The 17,620-nt window shown below is 29.2% G+C and carries 14 protein-coding genes and 1 rRNA gene; 2 read left to right on the forward strand and 13 right to left on the reverse strand.

Annotation, left to right across the window (positions count from 1 at the left end; translation table 11 throughout):
• The 7 genes from B5X81_RS23715 to B5X81_RS23745 all read right to left on the reverse strand — a co-directional run.
• Positions 1-227 (reverse strand): 16S ribosomal RNA (locus tag B5X81_RS23715); the annotation flags it as partial.
• 249 nt (positions 228-476) lie between these two features.
• A complete protein-coding gene (locus tag B5X81_RS23720) occupies positions 477-1,043 on the reverse strand; it encodes a uracil-DNA glycosylase (protein ID WP_079495491.1) in 567 nt (188 codons plus the stop codon).
• Between the two features lie 385 nt (positions 1,044-1,428).
• Complete coding sequence (locus B5X81_RS23725) at positions 1,429-2,133, reverse strand: ABC transporter ATP-binding protein (RefSeq protein WP_079495492.1); 705 nt, start codon at positions 2,131-2,133, stop codon at positions 1,429-1,431.
• Entirely contained in the window at positions 2,133-2,894 is a 762-nt protein-coding gene (locus B5X81_RS23730) for an ABC transporter ATP-binding protein (protein WP_079495494.1), read from the reverse strand. Before B5X81_RS23730 ends, B5X81_RS23725 begins: the two co-directional genes overlap by 1 nt.
• Positions 2,895-2,919: 25 nt before the next feature.
• Positions 2,920-3,990: a branched-chain amino acid ABC transporter permease gene (locus B5X81_RS23735; RefSeq protein WP_079495495.1), complete on the reverse strand. Its 1,071-nt coding sequence runs from the start codon at positions 3,988-3,990 to the stop codon at positions 2,920-2,922.
• Between the two features lie 3 nt (positions 3,991-3,993).
• Positions 3,994-4,896 carry a branched-chain amino acid ABC transporter permease gene (locus B5X81_RS23740; RefSeq protein ID WP_330397445.1) on the reverse strand — a complete coding sequence of 301 codons (903 nt, stop codon included), beginning with the start codon at positions 4,894-4,896 and terminating at the stop codon, positions 3,994-3,996.
• A 150-nt stretch (positions 4,897-5,046) separates the two neighbouring features.
• Positions 5,047-6,231, reverse strand: a complete 1,185-nt coding sequence (locus B5X81_RS23745) for an ABC transporter substrate-binding protein (protein ID WP_079495497.1) — start codon at positions 6,229-6,231, stop codon at positions 5,047-5,049.
• Positions 6,232-7,034: 803 nt separating this feature from the next.
• On the opposite strand from B5X81_RS23745, the gene trpS reads away from it, so the two are divergent.
• Entirely contained in the window at positions 7,035-8,018 is a 984-nt protein-coding gene (trpS, locus tag B5X81_RS23750) for a tryptophan--tRNA ligase (protein ID WP_079495498.1), read from the forward strand.
• A 144-nt stretch (positions 8,019-8,162) separates the two neighbouring features.
• Here the strand turns inward: trpS and B5X81_RS23755 are convergent, their stop codons facing one another.
• The 3 genes from B5X81_RS23755 to B5X81_RS23765 are packed head-to-tail and all read right to left on the reverse strand — an operon-like array spanning position 8,163 to position 9,768.
• Positions 8,163-8,963 (reverse strand): SigB/SigF/SigG family RNA polymerase sigma factor, encoded by an 801-nt coding sequence (locus B5X81_RS23755; RefSeq protein ID WP_079495500.1) that lies wholly within the window; start codon positions 8,961-8,963, stop codon positions 8,163-8,165.
• Between the two features lie 14 nt (positions 8,964-8,977).
• Positions 8,978-9,427 carry an ATP-binding protein gene (locus B5X81_RS23760; RefSeq protein ID WP_079495501.1) on the reverse strand — a complete coding sequence of 150 codons (450 nt, stop codon included), beginning with the start codon at positions 9,425-9,427 and terminating at the stop codon, positions 8,978-8,980.
• A gap of 26 nt (positions 9,428-9,453) precedes the next feature.
• On the reverse strand, positions 9,454-9,768 hold the full coding sequence (locus tag B5X81_RS23765; RefSeq protein WP_079495503.1) for an STAS domain-containing protein: 315 nt from the start codon (positions 9,766-9,768) through the stop codon (positions 9,454-9,456).
• Positions 9,769-10,165: 397 nt separating this feature from the next.
• Here B5X81_RS23765 and B5X81_RS23770 point away from each other — a divergent pair, with 397 nt between their 5' ends.
• Complete coding sequence (locus B5X81_RS23770; RefSeq protein WP_079495504.1) at positions 10,166-11,827, forward strand: hypothetical protein; 1,662 nt, start codon at positions 10,166-10,168, stop codon at positions 11,825-11,827.
• Between the two features lie 54 nt (positions 11,828-11,881).
• Here the strand turns inward: B5X81_RS23770 and gyrA are convergent, their stop codons facing one another.
• Genes gyrA through recF form a run of 3 tightly spaced genes read right to left on the reverse strand, consistent with a single transcriptional unit; the run spans position 11,882 to position 17,413 of the window.
• Complete coding sequence (gene gyrA / locus B5X81_RS23775) at positions 11,882-14,323, reverse strand: DNA gyrase subunit A (RefSeq protein ID WP_079495506.1); 2,442 nt, start codon at positions 14,321-14,323, stop codon at positions 11,882-11,884.
• A 14-nt stretch (positions 14,324-14,337) separates the two neighbouring features.
• A complete protein-coding gene (gyrB, locus tag B5X81_RS23780) occupies positions 14,338-16,251 on the reverse strand; it encodes a DNA topoisomerase (ATP-hydrolyzing) subunit B (RefSeq protein WP_079495507.1) in 1,914 nt (637 codons plus the stop codon).
• Between the two features lie 40 nt (positions 16,252-16,291).
• A complete protein-coding gene (recF, locus tag B5X81_RS23785; RefSeq protein ID WP_079495509.1) occupies positions 16,292-17,413 on the reverse strand; it encodes a DNA replication/repair protein RecF in 1,122 nt (373 codons plus the stop codon).
• Between the last annotated feature and the right edge of the window lie 207 nt (positions 17,414-17,620).

The following is a 17,620-nucleotide window of genomic DNA, read 5'->3' on the forward strand; positions in this document are numbered from 1 at the left end:
AATTTTGGCCACTGTATCATGCGATACTGTGGTCTTATGAGGTATTAATCACCGTTTCCGGCGGCTATCCCTCTGTACAAGGCAGGTTACCCACGCGTTACTCACCCGTCCGCCGCTTTCCAGCTCTATCTTCTCCCGAAGGATTAGTTAAAGCCTTCTCGCTCGACTTGCATGTGTTAAGCACGCCGCCAGCGTTCATCCTGAGCCAGGATCAAACTCTTAAATAAAATTTTCGGGTTTGACCTTTTATTGGTCAGGCTAAACGTTGACTTTTACATCAATCGTTCAACATGTTTTTTTATCCTTACACTGTTCAGTTTTCAATGTCCAAAGTTTTTGTCGTTTGTTGCCGACTTATTAATATTATCATATTCAATATCGCTTTGTCAATCTTTTTTTTTTGCTTATTTATATTTTTTTGGCAACAGAAAATATGATATCATTATTTTGATTTTTTGTCAATTGATTTTTAAAATTTATTTTTTTATATGCTTTTTTAGTTTAATAAGATCTTCAAAATAAATATCTTTTAAATTTCTATTATAAATTATTGCTGCTGGATGATACAAAGGAAAAATTGTATATTCTTTAGTTTCAATTATATTTCCATGAACTTCACCCACTTTTATATTTTTTTGGCTAGTCAAAGTTTTTAATGGTACATTACCTAGAGTTACAATTAACCTTGGCCTAATTATTTCTAATTCCTGAAATAATATTTTAGAATATTTTTCTATTTCATTTTTATTAGGAGGTCTATTTACTTTTCTACCGGTTTCTTTATTTATCCTATATGGTCTTATTTTTACAACATTAGTTATATATATATCTTCTCTTTCTAATTCAACTACCTTTAAGAATTCATTTAAATTTTTTCCTGCTTGACCTACAAAAGGCTTCCTTAGTTCTATCTCCTTTGAACCTGGGGCTTCTCCTATTAAAACAATTTTCGCATCTAGATTGCCTTCTCCAAAAACTACGGTTTCTTCACTTTCATCTATACAAATTTTCTTTAACTTCTCATATGTTTTTTTCTTTAACATTTATAACACCTCTTTCTTGAGTGGAGAATTTACACAATTACTTTTTAGGAAAAATAACTATTTATATATAAGTTCAGATTTTTCTAAATACTACCAAATATATTATATAATTGTCCTAAATTCCAGTTATGAAATTATCTAAAGTAAAGTAATCCTACCTTTAAAACTTAATTTTAATATAGGGAAATAAATTGATTTGCCCCCACTAATTTATAAAAATAGTGGGATAAGTATTTACAAAATCTATTTTCGTTTCTTAAGTTTGAAAATTAAATCTCTATAATAATATTATTATACAACTTCTCAATCAAAATACTAGAATTTCATTATAAAACCCATAAGATTTGTTTAATAACTCCTATGGGCTTTTAATATATAATTTTAATTATTCTCCTAAATATGCCTTTTGAACTTTATCATTATTAAGAAGATCAATACCATTCCCTTCAAGTACTATGGTTCCTGTTTCAAGTACATATCCGTAGTCAGCAATTTCTAAAGCTGCCTTTGCATTTTGCTCTATTAATAATATAGTAACTCCTTCTTTGTGAATTTCCTTTATTATATCAAATATATCCTTTACTATGAGTGGGGCAAGTCCTAAAGATGGCTCATCCATCATAAGTAACTTGGGCTTAGTCATAAGTGATCTTCCCACAGCAAGCATTTGCTGTTCTCCACCAGACATAGTACCAGCTTTTTGCCATAATCTATCTTTTAATATTGGGAAAAGTTCATAAACCCATTTCATATCTTTATTTATCGAATCCTTACTCCTTCTTGTATAAGCACCTAAAGTTAAATTTTCTTCAACTGTAAGATTTGGAAAAATCCTTCTTCCTTCGGGTACCATAACAACTCCCTGTAAAACTATATCCTTGGTTTTTTTATTGGTAATATCTTTATCATTATATATTACAGTTCCACTTGTACTTTTAACTAACCCCATAACACTTCTGAGTGTAGTACTTTTTCCTGCTCCATTAGCACCTACTAAAGTAACTATTTTATTGTGTGGAACATTTATATTTAATCCTTTTAAAGCATGTATTCCTCCATAATATACATGTAAATCTTTTATTTTTAACATTATTCCACCCCTAAATAAGCTTCTATAACCTTTGGATTGTTTTGTATTTCAGTTGGTGTACCTTCGGCTATCATTATTCCATAATCTAAAACATAAATCCTTTCACATACCCCCATAACAACCTGCATATGATGTTCAATCATTAAAATTGTAATATTGAATCTATCTCTTATTTCTGTAATAAACTCCATTAATTTCATAGATTCTTGAGGGTTCATACCTGCTGCAGGCTCATCTAATATTAAAAGTTTTGGATCTGTGGCTAAAGCCCTAGCAATCTCAAGCCTTCTTTGCTTTCCGTAGGGAAGAGATGAAGATTTTTCATTTATAACATCATCAAGTCCCACATCTTTTATTAATTTAATAGATTTCTCTAATATTTTTCTTTCTTTATTCCTATAATCAGGAGTTTTTATTATTGCTGAAAATAAATTTGAATCAAGTCTCATATGGTTTGCAATTAAAACATTATCAAGTACAGAAAGCTCTTTGAAAAGCCTTATATTTTGAAATGTTCTTGCAATGCCCAGTTTTGTTATCTCATGGGTTTTCATTCCAGTTATATTTTTGTCTTCAAAATATATTTTTCCTTCAGTAGGAGTATAAACACCTGTTATCATATTAAAACAAGTAGTTTTTCCTGCACCATTAGGTCCTATTAATCCAATAATTTCATTTTTCTCTATTTCCATATCAAATTTTGAAACAGCAGTAATTCCTCCAAATTTCATAGTCATTTTATCTGTTTTTAAAACAGTCATACTTTCACTTCCTTTTAACTAGCTTTTATTTACCTATAGCTGTTTTGTCTTTTTTCCTTAATATCCAATCCCAGCTAAATTCATTGGTTCCCATAAGACCTCTTTGATAAAAAAGTATAACAAGCATAAGTAAGGTTGAAAAAACAACCATCCTCATACCTGATATTCCCTTTATAATATATCCACCTATTTGTATATCCGTATCAAGTACCCTTAATGCCTCCATGGATATAGTAACTATTACAGCTGAAATAACACTTCCTGTAATACTTCCAATCCCCCCTAGTACAACTATAAGTACAATATTAAAAGTTAATAGGAATCTGAACATAAGAGGATCTATAGTTCCCATAAGATGTCCTAATAAAGCTCCCCCAATTCCAGCAAAAAATGAACCTATAACAAATCCCATCATTTTATGTTTAAATAAATTAATACCCATAGCTTCAGCTGCCACTTCATCTTCTCTAATAGCCTTAAAGGCACGACCATAACTACTATTTATAAGAAGAACCATAAAGATAATGGTGATTAATGCAACTCCCCATGTCCACAAAATAATCTCCTTAGGATTTCCAGTTATGCCTATATTAGGCAGACCCTTTATTCCTAAAGGCCCATTAGTTAAACTTTGTGTATTTGTAAATATTACTCGAATAATCTCGCCAAAACCTAAAGTGGCTATTGCTAAATAGTCATCCCTTAATTTTAAAACTGGTGCTCCAACTAAAAATCCAGCCACAGCAGCCACTATACCTGCTATTATTAAGGCCACTGGAAATTGATTTAATGGAAAAGGTACATTTTTTAGCCAAGGTACTATAGGCTCTAGGAAAAAATTCATTTCCTTTGCCTCGGAAGACATTGTAAGTAATGCACTGGTATATGCTCCTACTGCCATAAAACCGGCGTGTCCTAAAGAAAACAGTCCAACAAATCCATTTATAAGATTAAGGCTTAGTGCCAATATTACATATATACCACAAAGGTTAAAAATCCTCATTTTATATAAACCAAGATTAGCATTTAATATAAATAGAAGTATCACAAAAGCTAATATTGCAATCAATGTTAAAATATTTTTCTTATCCTTCATAGTCTACACCTTCTCCACTATATTTTCTCCCATTAAACCTCCAGGTCTAACTAATAATATTATTATTAAAAGAACAAAAGCAAATGCATCTCTATATCCCGACAAAGCTGGTGAAATAGCAACTATCATAATTTCACCAAGCCCTAAAATAAATCCACCTAAAACTGCACCTTTAATATTGCCTATTCCTCCTACAACAGCAGCTATAAAGCATTTAAGACCCGGCATTAATCCCATCGCAGGAATAAGTTGAGGATATTTTAACCCCCACATAATACCTCCAATGGCTGCAAGGGCTGAACCTGTTCCAAAGGTAAAGGATATTATACTGTTTACATTTATCCCCATTAATCTTGCTGCTTCATAATCCTTAGAAACAGCCCTCATTGCCATTCCGACCTTTGTCTTATTAATTATATATAGTAAAATATATAAAGCTATTGCAGTTATTATTGGAATAATAATTGAAACACTAACAATAGAAACTCCACCAATATTAGTTATCTTTGAAAAAATCGGTGGTATTGGAAATGCCTTTGGTCTTCCACCAAAGATAACTATACCTAAGTTTTGTAATAGAAATGATGCACCTATAGCAGAAATCATAATAGAAATTCTTGGAGAATTTCTAAGGGGTCTATATGCTGATCTTTCTAAAATAATACCAAATATACAGGTTAAAATAACTGCAATTAAAAATGATGCCCACCAAGGAAGTAAAAATGATGTCATAGCGTAGAATGCAAAATAAGTTCCTAACATAAAAACTTCACCATGAGCAAAATTAATTAATCTTAAAATTCCATATACCATTGTATAACCTATAGCCAAAAGAGCATATAAACTGCCAAGGGAAATCCCATTGACCAAGTGCTGCATAAAAGTGCTAAAACTCATTGAAATCATATCTTTTCCCCCATATCTCTTGTCATTTAAGTGAATATAGAAAGTTATATAAAATTATACAATATTTAACATTTAATCGATTTAGAATAGCAATGTAGACTCCCCCTTGGGAAGCCTACATTATAAATTTATTAATTAATAAATATTCTATTACTTTTTCATTGGCTCAACTGTTGTAAGGTAAGTAAATTTTCCATCCTTAACTGTTTTTATTACTGCAGCTTTAACAGCATCGCCATTTTCATCTAAATTAACTACTCCTGCAGCCCCTGGAAAGTCCTTGGTCTGTTCAATAGCATCTCTTATAGCAACAGGATCAGTGCTGTTTGCCCTCTCGATTGCATCTAGTACAAGTAAATATGCATCGTAGGCTAGTGCAGTAACTGCTGCTGGCTCTTTACCATACTCTTCATTATAAGCTTCTAAGAATTTAGTTGTATTATCGGTAAGTTTTGCATTGGCATCGAAAAATGTTGAAAATACAATACCTTCCGCAGCTTCACCACCAATTTCTATAAATTCTGGTGTTTCCCATGTGTCCCCACCTAATATTGGAAGATCAAGTCCTAGCTCTTTAGCTTGCTTTGTAACAAGAGCCGATTCAGTAAAATTACCCGGTGCAAATATAGCCTCAGCTCCTGATTCCTTAATACTTGTTAACTGAGCTGTAAAATCTTGATCTCCTGTATTATAAAAAGCTTCATATACTATTGCATTTTCATCACCAGTTAATTCCTTAAAGGTATTTTCAAAAAACTTAGCTAGTCCAACTGCATAATCATTAGTTTTCTCAATAATGAAGGCCACTTTTTTAGCCCCAACTTCATTATATGCATAATTGGCCATAACATTTCCCTGGAATGGATCTATGAAGCATACTCTAAAATAATAATCATTTCCTTTTGTAACTAACGGATTTGTACATGATGTTCCAATTGCTGGAACTTTTCTCTCGGATTTTTTTATAACTTCCCCGGCAGAAATTGAAAAACCACTTCCCCAGCTACCTATTATAGCCGATACCTTTTCCTGGTCTATTAATTTTGTTGCCGCATTGGCAGCCTCAACCTTATCGGATTTATTGTCTACATAAACTAATTTTACTTTTTTCCCTAAAACCTCAGGATACAGCTTATTTGCTAAATCAATACCTTCTTTTTCCAAAGCTCCACCTGCTGCATTTGGACCAGTTAATGGTTCAAATACTCCTATCTTAATAACCTCAGATGATTCTCCACTTCCATCTCCTTCAGATGTAGTTGCCTTTTCAACACAACCAACTAAAAATAATGATATAACCATTACAAAAACCAAAAGTAATGATATCTTTTTCATTTTGCAATCCCCCTTAATTTTTAATCGTTTAAATATTCATTGAAAACTAATAAATAAAAATCTTAACAATTGTTATAATAATTTAATATGTCTGATAATAATTTTAAATCTATGTGACGGTTTTGTCAATATAAATGTTTTTATTACATGTACAAATGTATTTATATCATCGACATTTTTCTTGTTTTTTCCTCATTATTCCGCATTTTTCATTATTATGGTATTTAATTAAGTTTTCCTATAACACATAGGAAATTATAAACTTACTAATTCTTCGAATAAATATAATTTTCGTTATGTGTTTCATCAAAATCTACATTTAAAAACTATCTTTCAAATTTATTTTAAGTCTTAATATTGTTTATCTTTATATACATATAAAAATATCAATGCTTCTGGATTTTTTTGATATATAAATTCATTTTTCAATTTTTAACAACTTATAAACTATAGATTTTATTGATAGGACTTGTATATTATGATATTTTAATATATTATAAAAATTAAATATATATGGATAACCAACATTAAAATTTATAACACTTTAGAGTTGTTTACCTATAGTTAAACAATGACAAAATTTAATTTATTCATAAGATATTTGCATAATGATATCCTATAATTGTTCATGTATAAATTAGACTTTGCTATATATAGTCATGCTACATTAAAACTTAAAATAAATTTTACTGATATAGTAAATGTTTTTATATTCTTTCAGTTCAGCGAAATTTATTAATCTTTTAGAGTAGCGTTACTATAATCCTATATTCATGATTTTATGTATAAATGGAGGTATACCTATGAAAAGAGTTTTTTCTGGTGTCCAACCAACATCACAAATTCATATAGGAAATTATATAGGTGCTATTAAAAGATTTGTTGATTTACAAGATGATATGGATTGTTTCTTCTGTATTGTAGATTTACATTCAATTACTGTACCTCAAGATCCCAAAAAACTATATGAAAATTCTTTGCAGCTTGCCGCTCTTTATATGGCAGTTGGTTTGGATCCAAATAAAGTTACTTTATTTCTTCAATCCCATGTTCCTGCTCATTCTGAACTTGCATGGCTTCTACAATGTAATACCTATATGGGTGAATTGAATCGTATGACTCAATTTAAGGAAAAAAGTAAAGGAAAGGATACAGTTACTACTGGTTTATATACTTATCCAGTACTTATGGCTGCTGACATTTTGCTCTATGGTACAGATTATGTTCCTGTAGGCAATGATCAAAAACAACATCTTGAAATATGTAGAGATGTGGCCTTAAGATTTAATAAAAAATTTGGCGAAACATTTGTTATTCCAGATCCATTAATTTCTAAATTCGGAGCAAGGATAATGGCATTAGATGACCCTACGAAAAAGATGAGTAAAAGCAACGAAAATAAGCATAGTAAAATAAATCTATTAGATACTCCTTCAAAAATCAAAAAAAGCATTATGAAAGCCATCACTGATAGTGATAGTGAAGTAAGATACGATGTGGAAAATAAACCTGGGGTTAGCAATCTAATGACTATATACAATATCTTGGGAGGCTTATCCTTAGAAGATATTGAAAATAAATATGCCGGATTGGGTTATGGGGCATTTAAAAAAGATTTGGTAGAAATTGTAGTATTGTCTTTAGAACCTATTCAGAAAAAATATGAAGAAATTCTTAACTCTGGTGAAGTCGAAAAAGTATTGAAAAAAGGTGCTGAAAAAGCAAACGAGGTATCTAATGAATTTTTAGAAAAAGCAAAAATAAATATGGGTTTTGTAGTATTTTAAATTAGAATTATCTGATATAGATATCTTACTGAGAAACAAAAGAATGAGTATAGATAACGAACTCTTTAATATTCGTCATCTATACTCCCCTGATTTAGATATTTTAATAAAAAAACTTCCACTTGTTTATCCTTGGAAGTTTTTTTATAATTCATTTAATTTTTTGAGTTCCTTTCTAAATTTCTTAATTATCTTCTTTTCCATTCTTGAAACAGTCATTTGAGATACTCCAAGATTCTTTGCAACTTCAACTTGAGTCTTATTTTGAAAAAATCTTCCATCTACTATCTTAATTTCTGCTTCATTAAGATTTTCCATACATTTCTTTAAAAAATCTCTATTATCAATAAAATCATAACTTTTATCATCTGTACCTATAATATCTTTTAATTGAACTTCTTTATCATCACCATTATTATCATAGCTTATATCAAGGGATTTAGGCGTATAAACCTGACTAGCCTCCATAGCTTCTAAAACTTCTTCCTGTGTAACTGATAAATAATCAGCTATATCCTTAACCTTAGGAACTCTTTGTAAATTTTGTTGAAGCTTTACTTTAACATCATTAACCTTTTTTGATAATTCCTGAATTCTTCTCGGAACCCTTATGGTCCAACCTTTGTCTCTAAAATACTTTTTAATTTCTCCAATTATAGTGGGAGTTGCAAAACTGGAAAATTCAAAACCCCTATCTACATCAAATCTTTCAATAGCATATATCAATCCTAAGGATGCAACTTGATAGATATCGTCATAATCAATTCCTTTATTTACATACTTTTTTGATAGAATCTCTGCAATATATAGATGTCTATTAACAAGCTCGTTCCTGATATTTATATCTTTAGTTTCTTTATAAATATTGAATAATTCTTTATGATCTAGCTTATCTAGGGATTCTACCATATCGTATTCCTTAGTATCATTTGCTTGGCTTCTCATATATTACCATCCCCTTAATTATACACTTCTTCTTTATTAAAATACTTTGTCATTCTTATTATTGTTCCTTTTCCTGGGGAAGATTGTACCTCAACATTATCCATTAAGGATTTAATTATAAATATACCAAGGCCACTCTCCTTTGGATTACAAGCATCTGGCTTAGGACATTTGTCTATATTAAAACCTTTACCTTCATCCTTTACCTCTACTGTCAGTTTATCATTACTAATAATAAATTCTACTTCAAAATTATTATTACACCCATGTAATACAGCATTATTACATGCTTCACCTACTGCAACCTTTATATCATCAATATCTTCAATATTAAAACCTACTTTATTTGCAATAACTGAAGATGTCATCCTCACAACACTTACATATTCTGGTTTACTAGGGAGTAATATACAAACGTTTTCTTTGTTGAAACGTTCAATTTTTTTTTCAGTTTTAGCATTCATAAAAAATTCACCTTCCTAAATTTGAATTACTTCATAACAAATATTTGATCTAAACCAGTAATTCTTAAAAGCTTAGACATATTTGGTTTTGGATTGGAGATTATTATATTTTTTTCAATATTTTTTAATTTTTTTAATATGCCTATTAAAACACCTAAACCAGTACTATCGATATATTCTAGTTCTTCACAATCAAGTTCAATATCAGTTTCTTTTTCTTGCAAAAGGTTATTTAAATTTTCTTTTAAATTATTGGCATTGTAAATATCTACTTCACCCATCAATTTAACTTCCCATAGATTTTTTTCATTATTAAATGTCTTATTAATGTTTAATGACACAAAAAAACCTCCTCGTAAAACTATTTTAAATTTACCCATTTTTTTTAATAAAAAAACACTATTTCTATATTTCTTTTTTAATAATAATATCATAAAAATAAATTTTATCAAAATATGTTGGAGATTGGTATTTTATAGATTCCCATTGATTTTTCTTTATTAGTGAACTTTATAAAAATTTAAATTAAAATAAATTTTTATTTTTTCCTAAAACTTTATTGTTTTACTGTATAATTTAAATATGTTAATTTTATGAATATAGTGAAATAAATTAAATTTTGAAATCATTTCACTATATTCAAATATATTATAAACGACAACTGACCCATTACAATGCATTATTTATTCATTACATATTTTTTATTTTTATCTATTATTATTTTTTGGGGGGATGCCTATGTTAAAATTTTTTAAAAATTGGAAATTTGTATTTATACTTACTCTTCTGCTGCTTTATATAGTTTATTTTACAGTAGTTTACAAAACTGAACTTGAATTACCTTCAGAAAAGTGGAGTAGAGATCTATTATTAACTGAATTCAAAGCTGAAAGTATAAGTGAGGCTATGGCAAATAGCAATATATCTTCTATACCTATTTCAGATGAAAATGTTTTTATAACTTTTTGGTATAATAATAACAATATCAATTATTCTATAATAAACAGCCAAGGAATTATCGTTTTAAAAGATAATTTGAATTTCAGCATAGAATCTTTAAAAAAAATTAGGGGAATATATAGAGATAATATCATTTTTTTATATAGCTTAGAAAATAGAAATTTAAAAATCTATGAATTTGATTTTAAAGCTAATAAAGTTCTATCTAAAAAAAATATAGCAGATGATGTTAAAGATTTTATTGTAAGAGAAGATATTCTTATTTATTCTAATAATAATTCCTTAAATTTCGTAGATACATCTGGTCATAAGGAAACTGTAAAAAATATAAATGTAGAAAAATTTGAAATTATAAAGGATAAGGAAAATCCTTTATACCATATTGCCTTATATGAAAAATTAAATTCTAAGGACAATTATCTTACTTATCTAACCTATAATTTAAACAACAGAAAAATAAATGTACATAAGCTAACAAGTATTGCAAATTCCGTAAAAATATCTTTAGACCGTGTTGATATAGGTATTATTGACGATAAAATAAATATACTAGCCTCTTTAAATGATAATAGATTTGGAACTAACGTTTTACATAATTTTACATTTAAAAAGAATGATGTTTCTAATTTTTCTAAAAATACAATGAGTTTAAATGGATCAAAGCCATATCCCCAAATTTTAAAGGAAGAAAGAAAAAAATTAACATTCATTGCCTCGGTAAATTTAATAAAGGGGAAGGACACTGAAACTGTTAATCTAATAAAATATACTATAGATAAAAAAAATAATATTACAGGTGAAAAATTATTAACTAAAACAAATTCCTTATCGGTAAATCCTTATTATTTCAATTTAAGTAACAATGACTATCTAGTGTGGACAGATATTAATGGAAGAAATAAGAGTATTTTAATATCAAGCAATTCCAATGACATAATCAAAGCATCAAAAAAATTAAGAAGTAGTGAAATACTAGATTTATTTATGGCAACTTTCACAAGTCTAATACCTAGTATTTTTATTTCCTTGATATCAGTTATGAATATATTTATGCCAACCATACTATTTATATTTATAGTTTCTGTAATAAATCTTAGATGGGTTGAATTTTACTATAATAGAGTATTTATTATTATATTTATATTACATTCTATTTTAAAAATTTTTTACACTAATAGAATACTAATAGATAATCATGAGGTTTATAAATTTCTACCAATTTTTTTAAAAAATCCAATAAGCTTATACTTTTTAATCGGAATAGCCACTTTAATTGCTTTATATTGTCTTAAATTATTCTTAAAAAATAGTAAAAATAGAAAGCATCTAGTAAAAACATACTCCTTCTTTGCCTTTATAGACATATTTATTTATACATTTTTAACTATTCCCTATGTTTATTCATATTTACTTTTAACTTATAAAATTAATATTAGCTAAATCATTTTAAAATAGTATAGGGAGGCATATAAAAACATGCCTCCCTATACTATTTTATTCTTCTTCTTTTTCTATCTGATGTGATATTTTGGCTATAGATGCTACAGTGTTATCTTCTCCAATTCTCATTAGTTTTACTCCTCTAGTGCTTCTACCAAATCTTGATATATCTTTAACTTCCAGTCTTATAACTATACTCGATGTATTTATAATCATTATTTCACTATCTTCACCAACTATTTTAGCACCTACAAGTTTTCCTGTCTTTTTACTTATATTGTAGGTTTTTATTCCTTTACCACCTCTAGTTTGTATTCTATATTCATCTAGTGAAGTTCTTTTCCCAAATCCATTTTCACTAACTACCAATAAATCCGTTCCTTCATCAGCTAGTCCCATATCTATAACATGATCGTTTTCATTAAGGTTTATGGCTTTAACTCCCATAGCTGATCTTCCCATACTTCTCACATCTTTTTCACTAAATCTTATGGACATGGCTCCTGAAGTTGCTAAAATTAATTCCTTTGTTCCATCAGTTAATTTTACACTTATGAGCTCGTCTTCATCCTTTAAGCTTATTGCTATTAATCCGGATTTTCTTGATGTGTTAAATTGTGGCAAATCACACTTTTTAATCATACCGTTCTTAGTTGCCATAACTAAATAACCATCTTCAGTAAATTCTTTTATAGGTATTACTGCAGTAATTTTTTCATTAGGCTCTAAATACAGTAAATTCACTATATTTGTCCCTTTGGCTTGTCTCCTGGCTTCTGGAATTTCATAGGCCTTCATTCTGTGTACCTTTCCAAAATTAGTGAAAAACATTAAATAGTTATGAGTAGAAGTAATAAATATTGTCTCAACAAAGTCTTCTTCCCTGGTTGAAAGTCCGGCTATGCCCTTACCACCTCTTTTTTGACTTTTATATGTGGTTGCAGGTACCCTCTTAATATATCCCATATGGGTTAAAGTAATAAATACTTCTTCTTCATCTATTAAATCTTCTATATCTATTTCATCTTCTCTAGCTGCTATCTTTGTTCTTCTCTTATCACTATATTTTTCTTTAATTTCAAGCAGTTCATCTTTTATAATATTCATGAGAAGTCTTTCATTTGCAAGTATTTCTCTAAGTCTATTTATAGTCATAATCAATTCTTCATATTCTGAATCTATTTTTTCTCTTTCAAGTCCTGTTAATTTTTGAAGTCTCATATCAAGTATAGCTCCAGCCTGTATTTCTGTAAGTTTAAAATTCTCCATTAAACCTTTTTTAGCTTCAGCTACATTTTTTGATCCTCTAATTAACTTAATAATAGCATCGATATTATCTAAAGCTATTTTTAAACCTTCTAAAATATGGGCCCTTGCTTCAGCCTTATTAAGGTCATACTGAGTTCTTCTAGTTACAACTTCTTTTTGATGAGCTAAATAATGATTTAATATTTCATATAGATTTAAAACCTTTGGCTGTCCGTCTACAAGTGCTATCATTATTATACTAAAGGTAGTCTGAAGCTGAGAATGCTTATATAATTTGTTTAAAACTACATTTGCATTAGTGTCTTTTTTAAGCTCTATAACTACTCTAATACCGTTTCTATCACTTTCATCTCTTAAGTCAGTTATTCCTTCAACCTTTTTATTTCTAACTAAATTTGCTATTCCTTCAATAAGCTTAGATTTGTTTACTTGATAAGGAATTTCGCTAACTATTAATGCTTGTTTTCCTTTACCTATATCAACAATCTCAACATTAGACCTTACTGTTACTTTTCCCCTGCCTGTTCTATAGGCTTCCTTAATAGATTCCTTACCCATTATTATTGCGCCGGTAGGAAAATCAGGCCCCTTTACCACTTTAATAATATCTTCCATCTCTGTATCTGGGTCATCAATCATTTTAACAGCTGCATCTATAATTTCACCTAGATTGTGGGGAGGTATAGAAGTTGCCATACCTACTGCAATACCTGTTGAACCATTTACAAGAAGATTAGGATATCTGCTTGGGAGTACTGCAGGCTCCTTTAGAGTTTCATCAAAGTTAAGTGTATAATCTATGGTTTCTTTATCTATATCCCTAAGCATTTCTACAGAAAGCTTTGTCAATTTTGCTTCTGTATACCTCATTGCTGCAGCGCTATCTCCATCAATAGAACCAAAGTTTCCATGTCCATTTACAAGCATGTATCTTGTGGAAAATTCTTGGGCAAGTCTTACCATTGCATCATAAACAGCTGTATCACCGTGGGGATGATATTTACCTAAAACATCACCGACAATACGGGCTGATTTTCTATGGGGTTTTTCTGGTGCTAAACCTAATTCATTCATTGCATACAATATTCTTCTATGGACAGGTTTTAGTCCATCCCTTACATCAGGAAGGGCTCTACCTACTATTACACTCATTGCATAGTCTATATAAGATTTTTTCATTTCACTAGCTATATCAACCTGTATAATATTTTGTTTTTTTTCCTCCATTTAAACTCCCTCCCTTATACATCTAAATTGTTTACATATTTAGCATTTAATTCTATAAATTCTCTACGGGGTTCAACCTTGTCACCCATTAAAGTAGTAAATATCTCATCAGCTAAAATTGCATCATCTATATTTACCTTTATTATAGTTCTTTGCTCTGGATCCATTGTAGTTTCCCAAAGCTGTTCAGGATTCATTTCTCCAAGACCCTTATATCTTTGTAAGGATATCCCTTTTCTTCCTATTTCATTTAATAATGTATTTAAGTCATTTTCATCATAAATATAATGTTCAGCTTTACCTTTTTTAACCTTATACAAAGGTGGTTGCGCAATATATACATACCCTTGTTCTATTAGAGGTTTCATATATCTAAAGAAAAAGGTTAAAAGCAAAGTTCTTATATGGGCACCATCAACATCAGCATCGGTCATTATAACGATTTTATGATATCTTAATTTGCTTATATCGAACTCATCTCCTATACCACATCCAAAGGCTGTTATCATAGCCCTTATTTCGTTATAGTTCAATATTTTTACTAGATTTGCCTTTTCTACATTCATTATCTTACCTTTCAGGGGTAAAATTGCTTGAATTTCTCTATTTCTTCCTTGCTTTGCAGAACCTCCGGCAGAATCACCCTCGACTAAAAATATTTCACTTTTGACTGGGTCCTTTTCTGAACAATCGGCTAATTTTCCTGGAAGAGTTAAATTATCAAGTATACCTTTTCTTCTAGTAAGTTCCCTTGCTTTTCTAGCTGCTTCCCTAGCTTTAGCTGATCTAAGACATTTATCAATAATAATCTTTGCCTCTGAAGGATTTTCTTCTAAAAAATTTCCAATAGTTTCAGAAGCTATTGATTCTGAAATACCTCTTATTTCACTATTTCCTAGTTTAGTTTTAGTCTGTCCTTCAAATTGAGGATCCGTTAATTTAACTGAAATTATTGCTGTTATACCTTCTCTTATATCTTCCCCCTGAAGATTATTGTCCTTCTCCTTTAAAAAATTATTCTTTCTTGCATAATCGTTCATTACTCTAGTTAGAGCGCTTTTAAAACCACTTAAATGGGTACCACCTTCATGGGTATTAATATTATTAGCAAATGTAAAAATGTTTTCTGAATATCCATCTGTATATTGGAGGGCAATTTCTATAACTGTCCCATCTTTTTGACCTTCATTATATAAAATACTTTTATGGATAACAGTTTTGTTTTTATTTAAATGTTTTACAAACTCTTTTAGTCCACCCTCATAATGAAATTCTGACTTTTTATTTTCATCTTCTCTTTCATCTTCTAAAATTATCCTTATACCTTTATTTAAAAAAGCAAGCTCTCTCATTCTATGTTCCAATATTTTATATTCAAAAACTATATCATCAAATATTTCCTTATCAGGTTTAAAGGTACTGGTAGTTCCACTTATATCTGAATCTCCGATAATTTCAAGCTGGGTTTTTGTTTTACCCCTTTCATATCTTTGCTTGTATATTTTGCCATTTCTTCTAACTTCTACTTCAAAATACTCCGACAAGGCATTTACAACTGAGGCACCAACACCATGAAGGCCACCAGAAACCTTATAGCCTCCTCCTCCAAATTTACCACCAGCATGAAGTACTGTATGAATAACTTCTACAGCCGGTTTATTCATTTTGGGATGCAGATCAACAGGCATTCCTCTACCATCATCGGAAACACTTATTGAATTGTCTTCATGTATAATAATTCTAATATTTTTGCAATAACCTGCTAAAGCTTCATCTATACTATTATCAACTATTTCCTCTACTAAATGATGAAGTCCCCTCGGACCCGTTGTACCAATATACATTCCTGGTCTTTTTCTAACAGGTTCTAAACCTTCAAGAACTTGTATCTGCTCGGCATTGTATTCTTGATTAATTTTTTCGGCCATCTGTTTCCCTCCTGACTATATACAAAAACTATAAAACTTCTTAAATATCATTATTTTGGACAATACTACCATTAGATATTTTAAAAATGCTCCCTTCTTTATCTAATGGAATCATAAGCTCAGGCAATTCAGTTATAGTAATAAAGGTTTGTACATTTTTTAAACTCTTTATTAAAAATTTTTGCCTATTTATATCTAATTCAGACATTACATCATCTAATAATAGAATTGGATATTCTCCAATTTCTCCTTTTATTATTTCTATCTCAGATAATTTTAATGATAGTGCTGCAGTCCTTTGCTGACCTTGAGAACCAAATATTCTTATATCCTTATTGTCAATGTAAATACCTAAATCATCCTTATGGGGTCCAACTGTAGTAAAACCTCTTTTTATATCATTATCAATTTTCTTTTCTAACATTTGTTTAAAACTTTCATAAATATCTTGGGTTTTATATTTTTTGTCTATTTTTATATTACTTAAATATTTTATTTCTAAATTCTCTTTACCTTCAGTAATTCTTCTATTCATTAATCTACTTAGCATATTGAGCTTTTTAATAAATTCTATTCTTTTGAAAATAACCTCTGTCCCATATTCTACTAATTTTTCATTCCATATATCAATAGTTTTTAATAATTTTTTATTATAAGCTATATTTTTTAAGAGATTATTTCTTTGTAACAAAACTTTATTATATGACATGATATTATAATAATATTTTTTGTTTACATGAGATATTTCTCTGTCGATAAATCTTCTTCTTTCAGAAGGCCCACCCTTTATTAATTTTAAATCCTCTGGAGAAAAAATAACTATATTAATGCTACCAAGTAATTCTGAAAGCTTAGTTAAACTTATTCCATTGGTTTTTATTTCTTTATTTCTATTATTCCATAATCTTAATTCTATAGAAATTTCTCCGTATCTTTTTTTTCCCTCAGCTTTTATATATGCCATATCTTTATTCATCTTTATAAGCTCTTTATCTTTATTGGTTCTAAATGATTTTCCAAAACCTGTTACGTATAAGGATTCCAATATATTTGTTTTTCCCTGGGCATTATTTCCAATAAAAATATTTAGTTTATCATGAAGTATTATATCTAACTTATTATAGTTTCTAAAGTTAATTAACTTTAATTTGCTAATAAACAATTTTAGCACCTCGGCTTAAAATCTAAATTATTTTAGACATACTATAATTAGATTTTTAATCTATAAATTCAAGGAAAACAATGTAATTTATAAATTTTTCCTTGAATATTTATAGACGTCCCTTATAAATTTTTATTTGAGAAACTTGCATAATTAGCATTATTAATTTTCAAATACAATATGTAGATAACTCACCTGACTATCTCT

It is taken from the genome of Maledivibacter halophilus (genome assembly GCF_900167445.1).
Taxonomy (GTDB): domain Bacteria; phylum Bacillota; class Clostridia; order Peptostreptococcales; family Caminicellaceae; genus Maledivibacter; species Maledivibacter halophilus.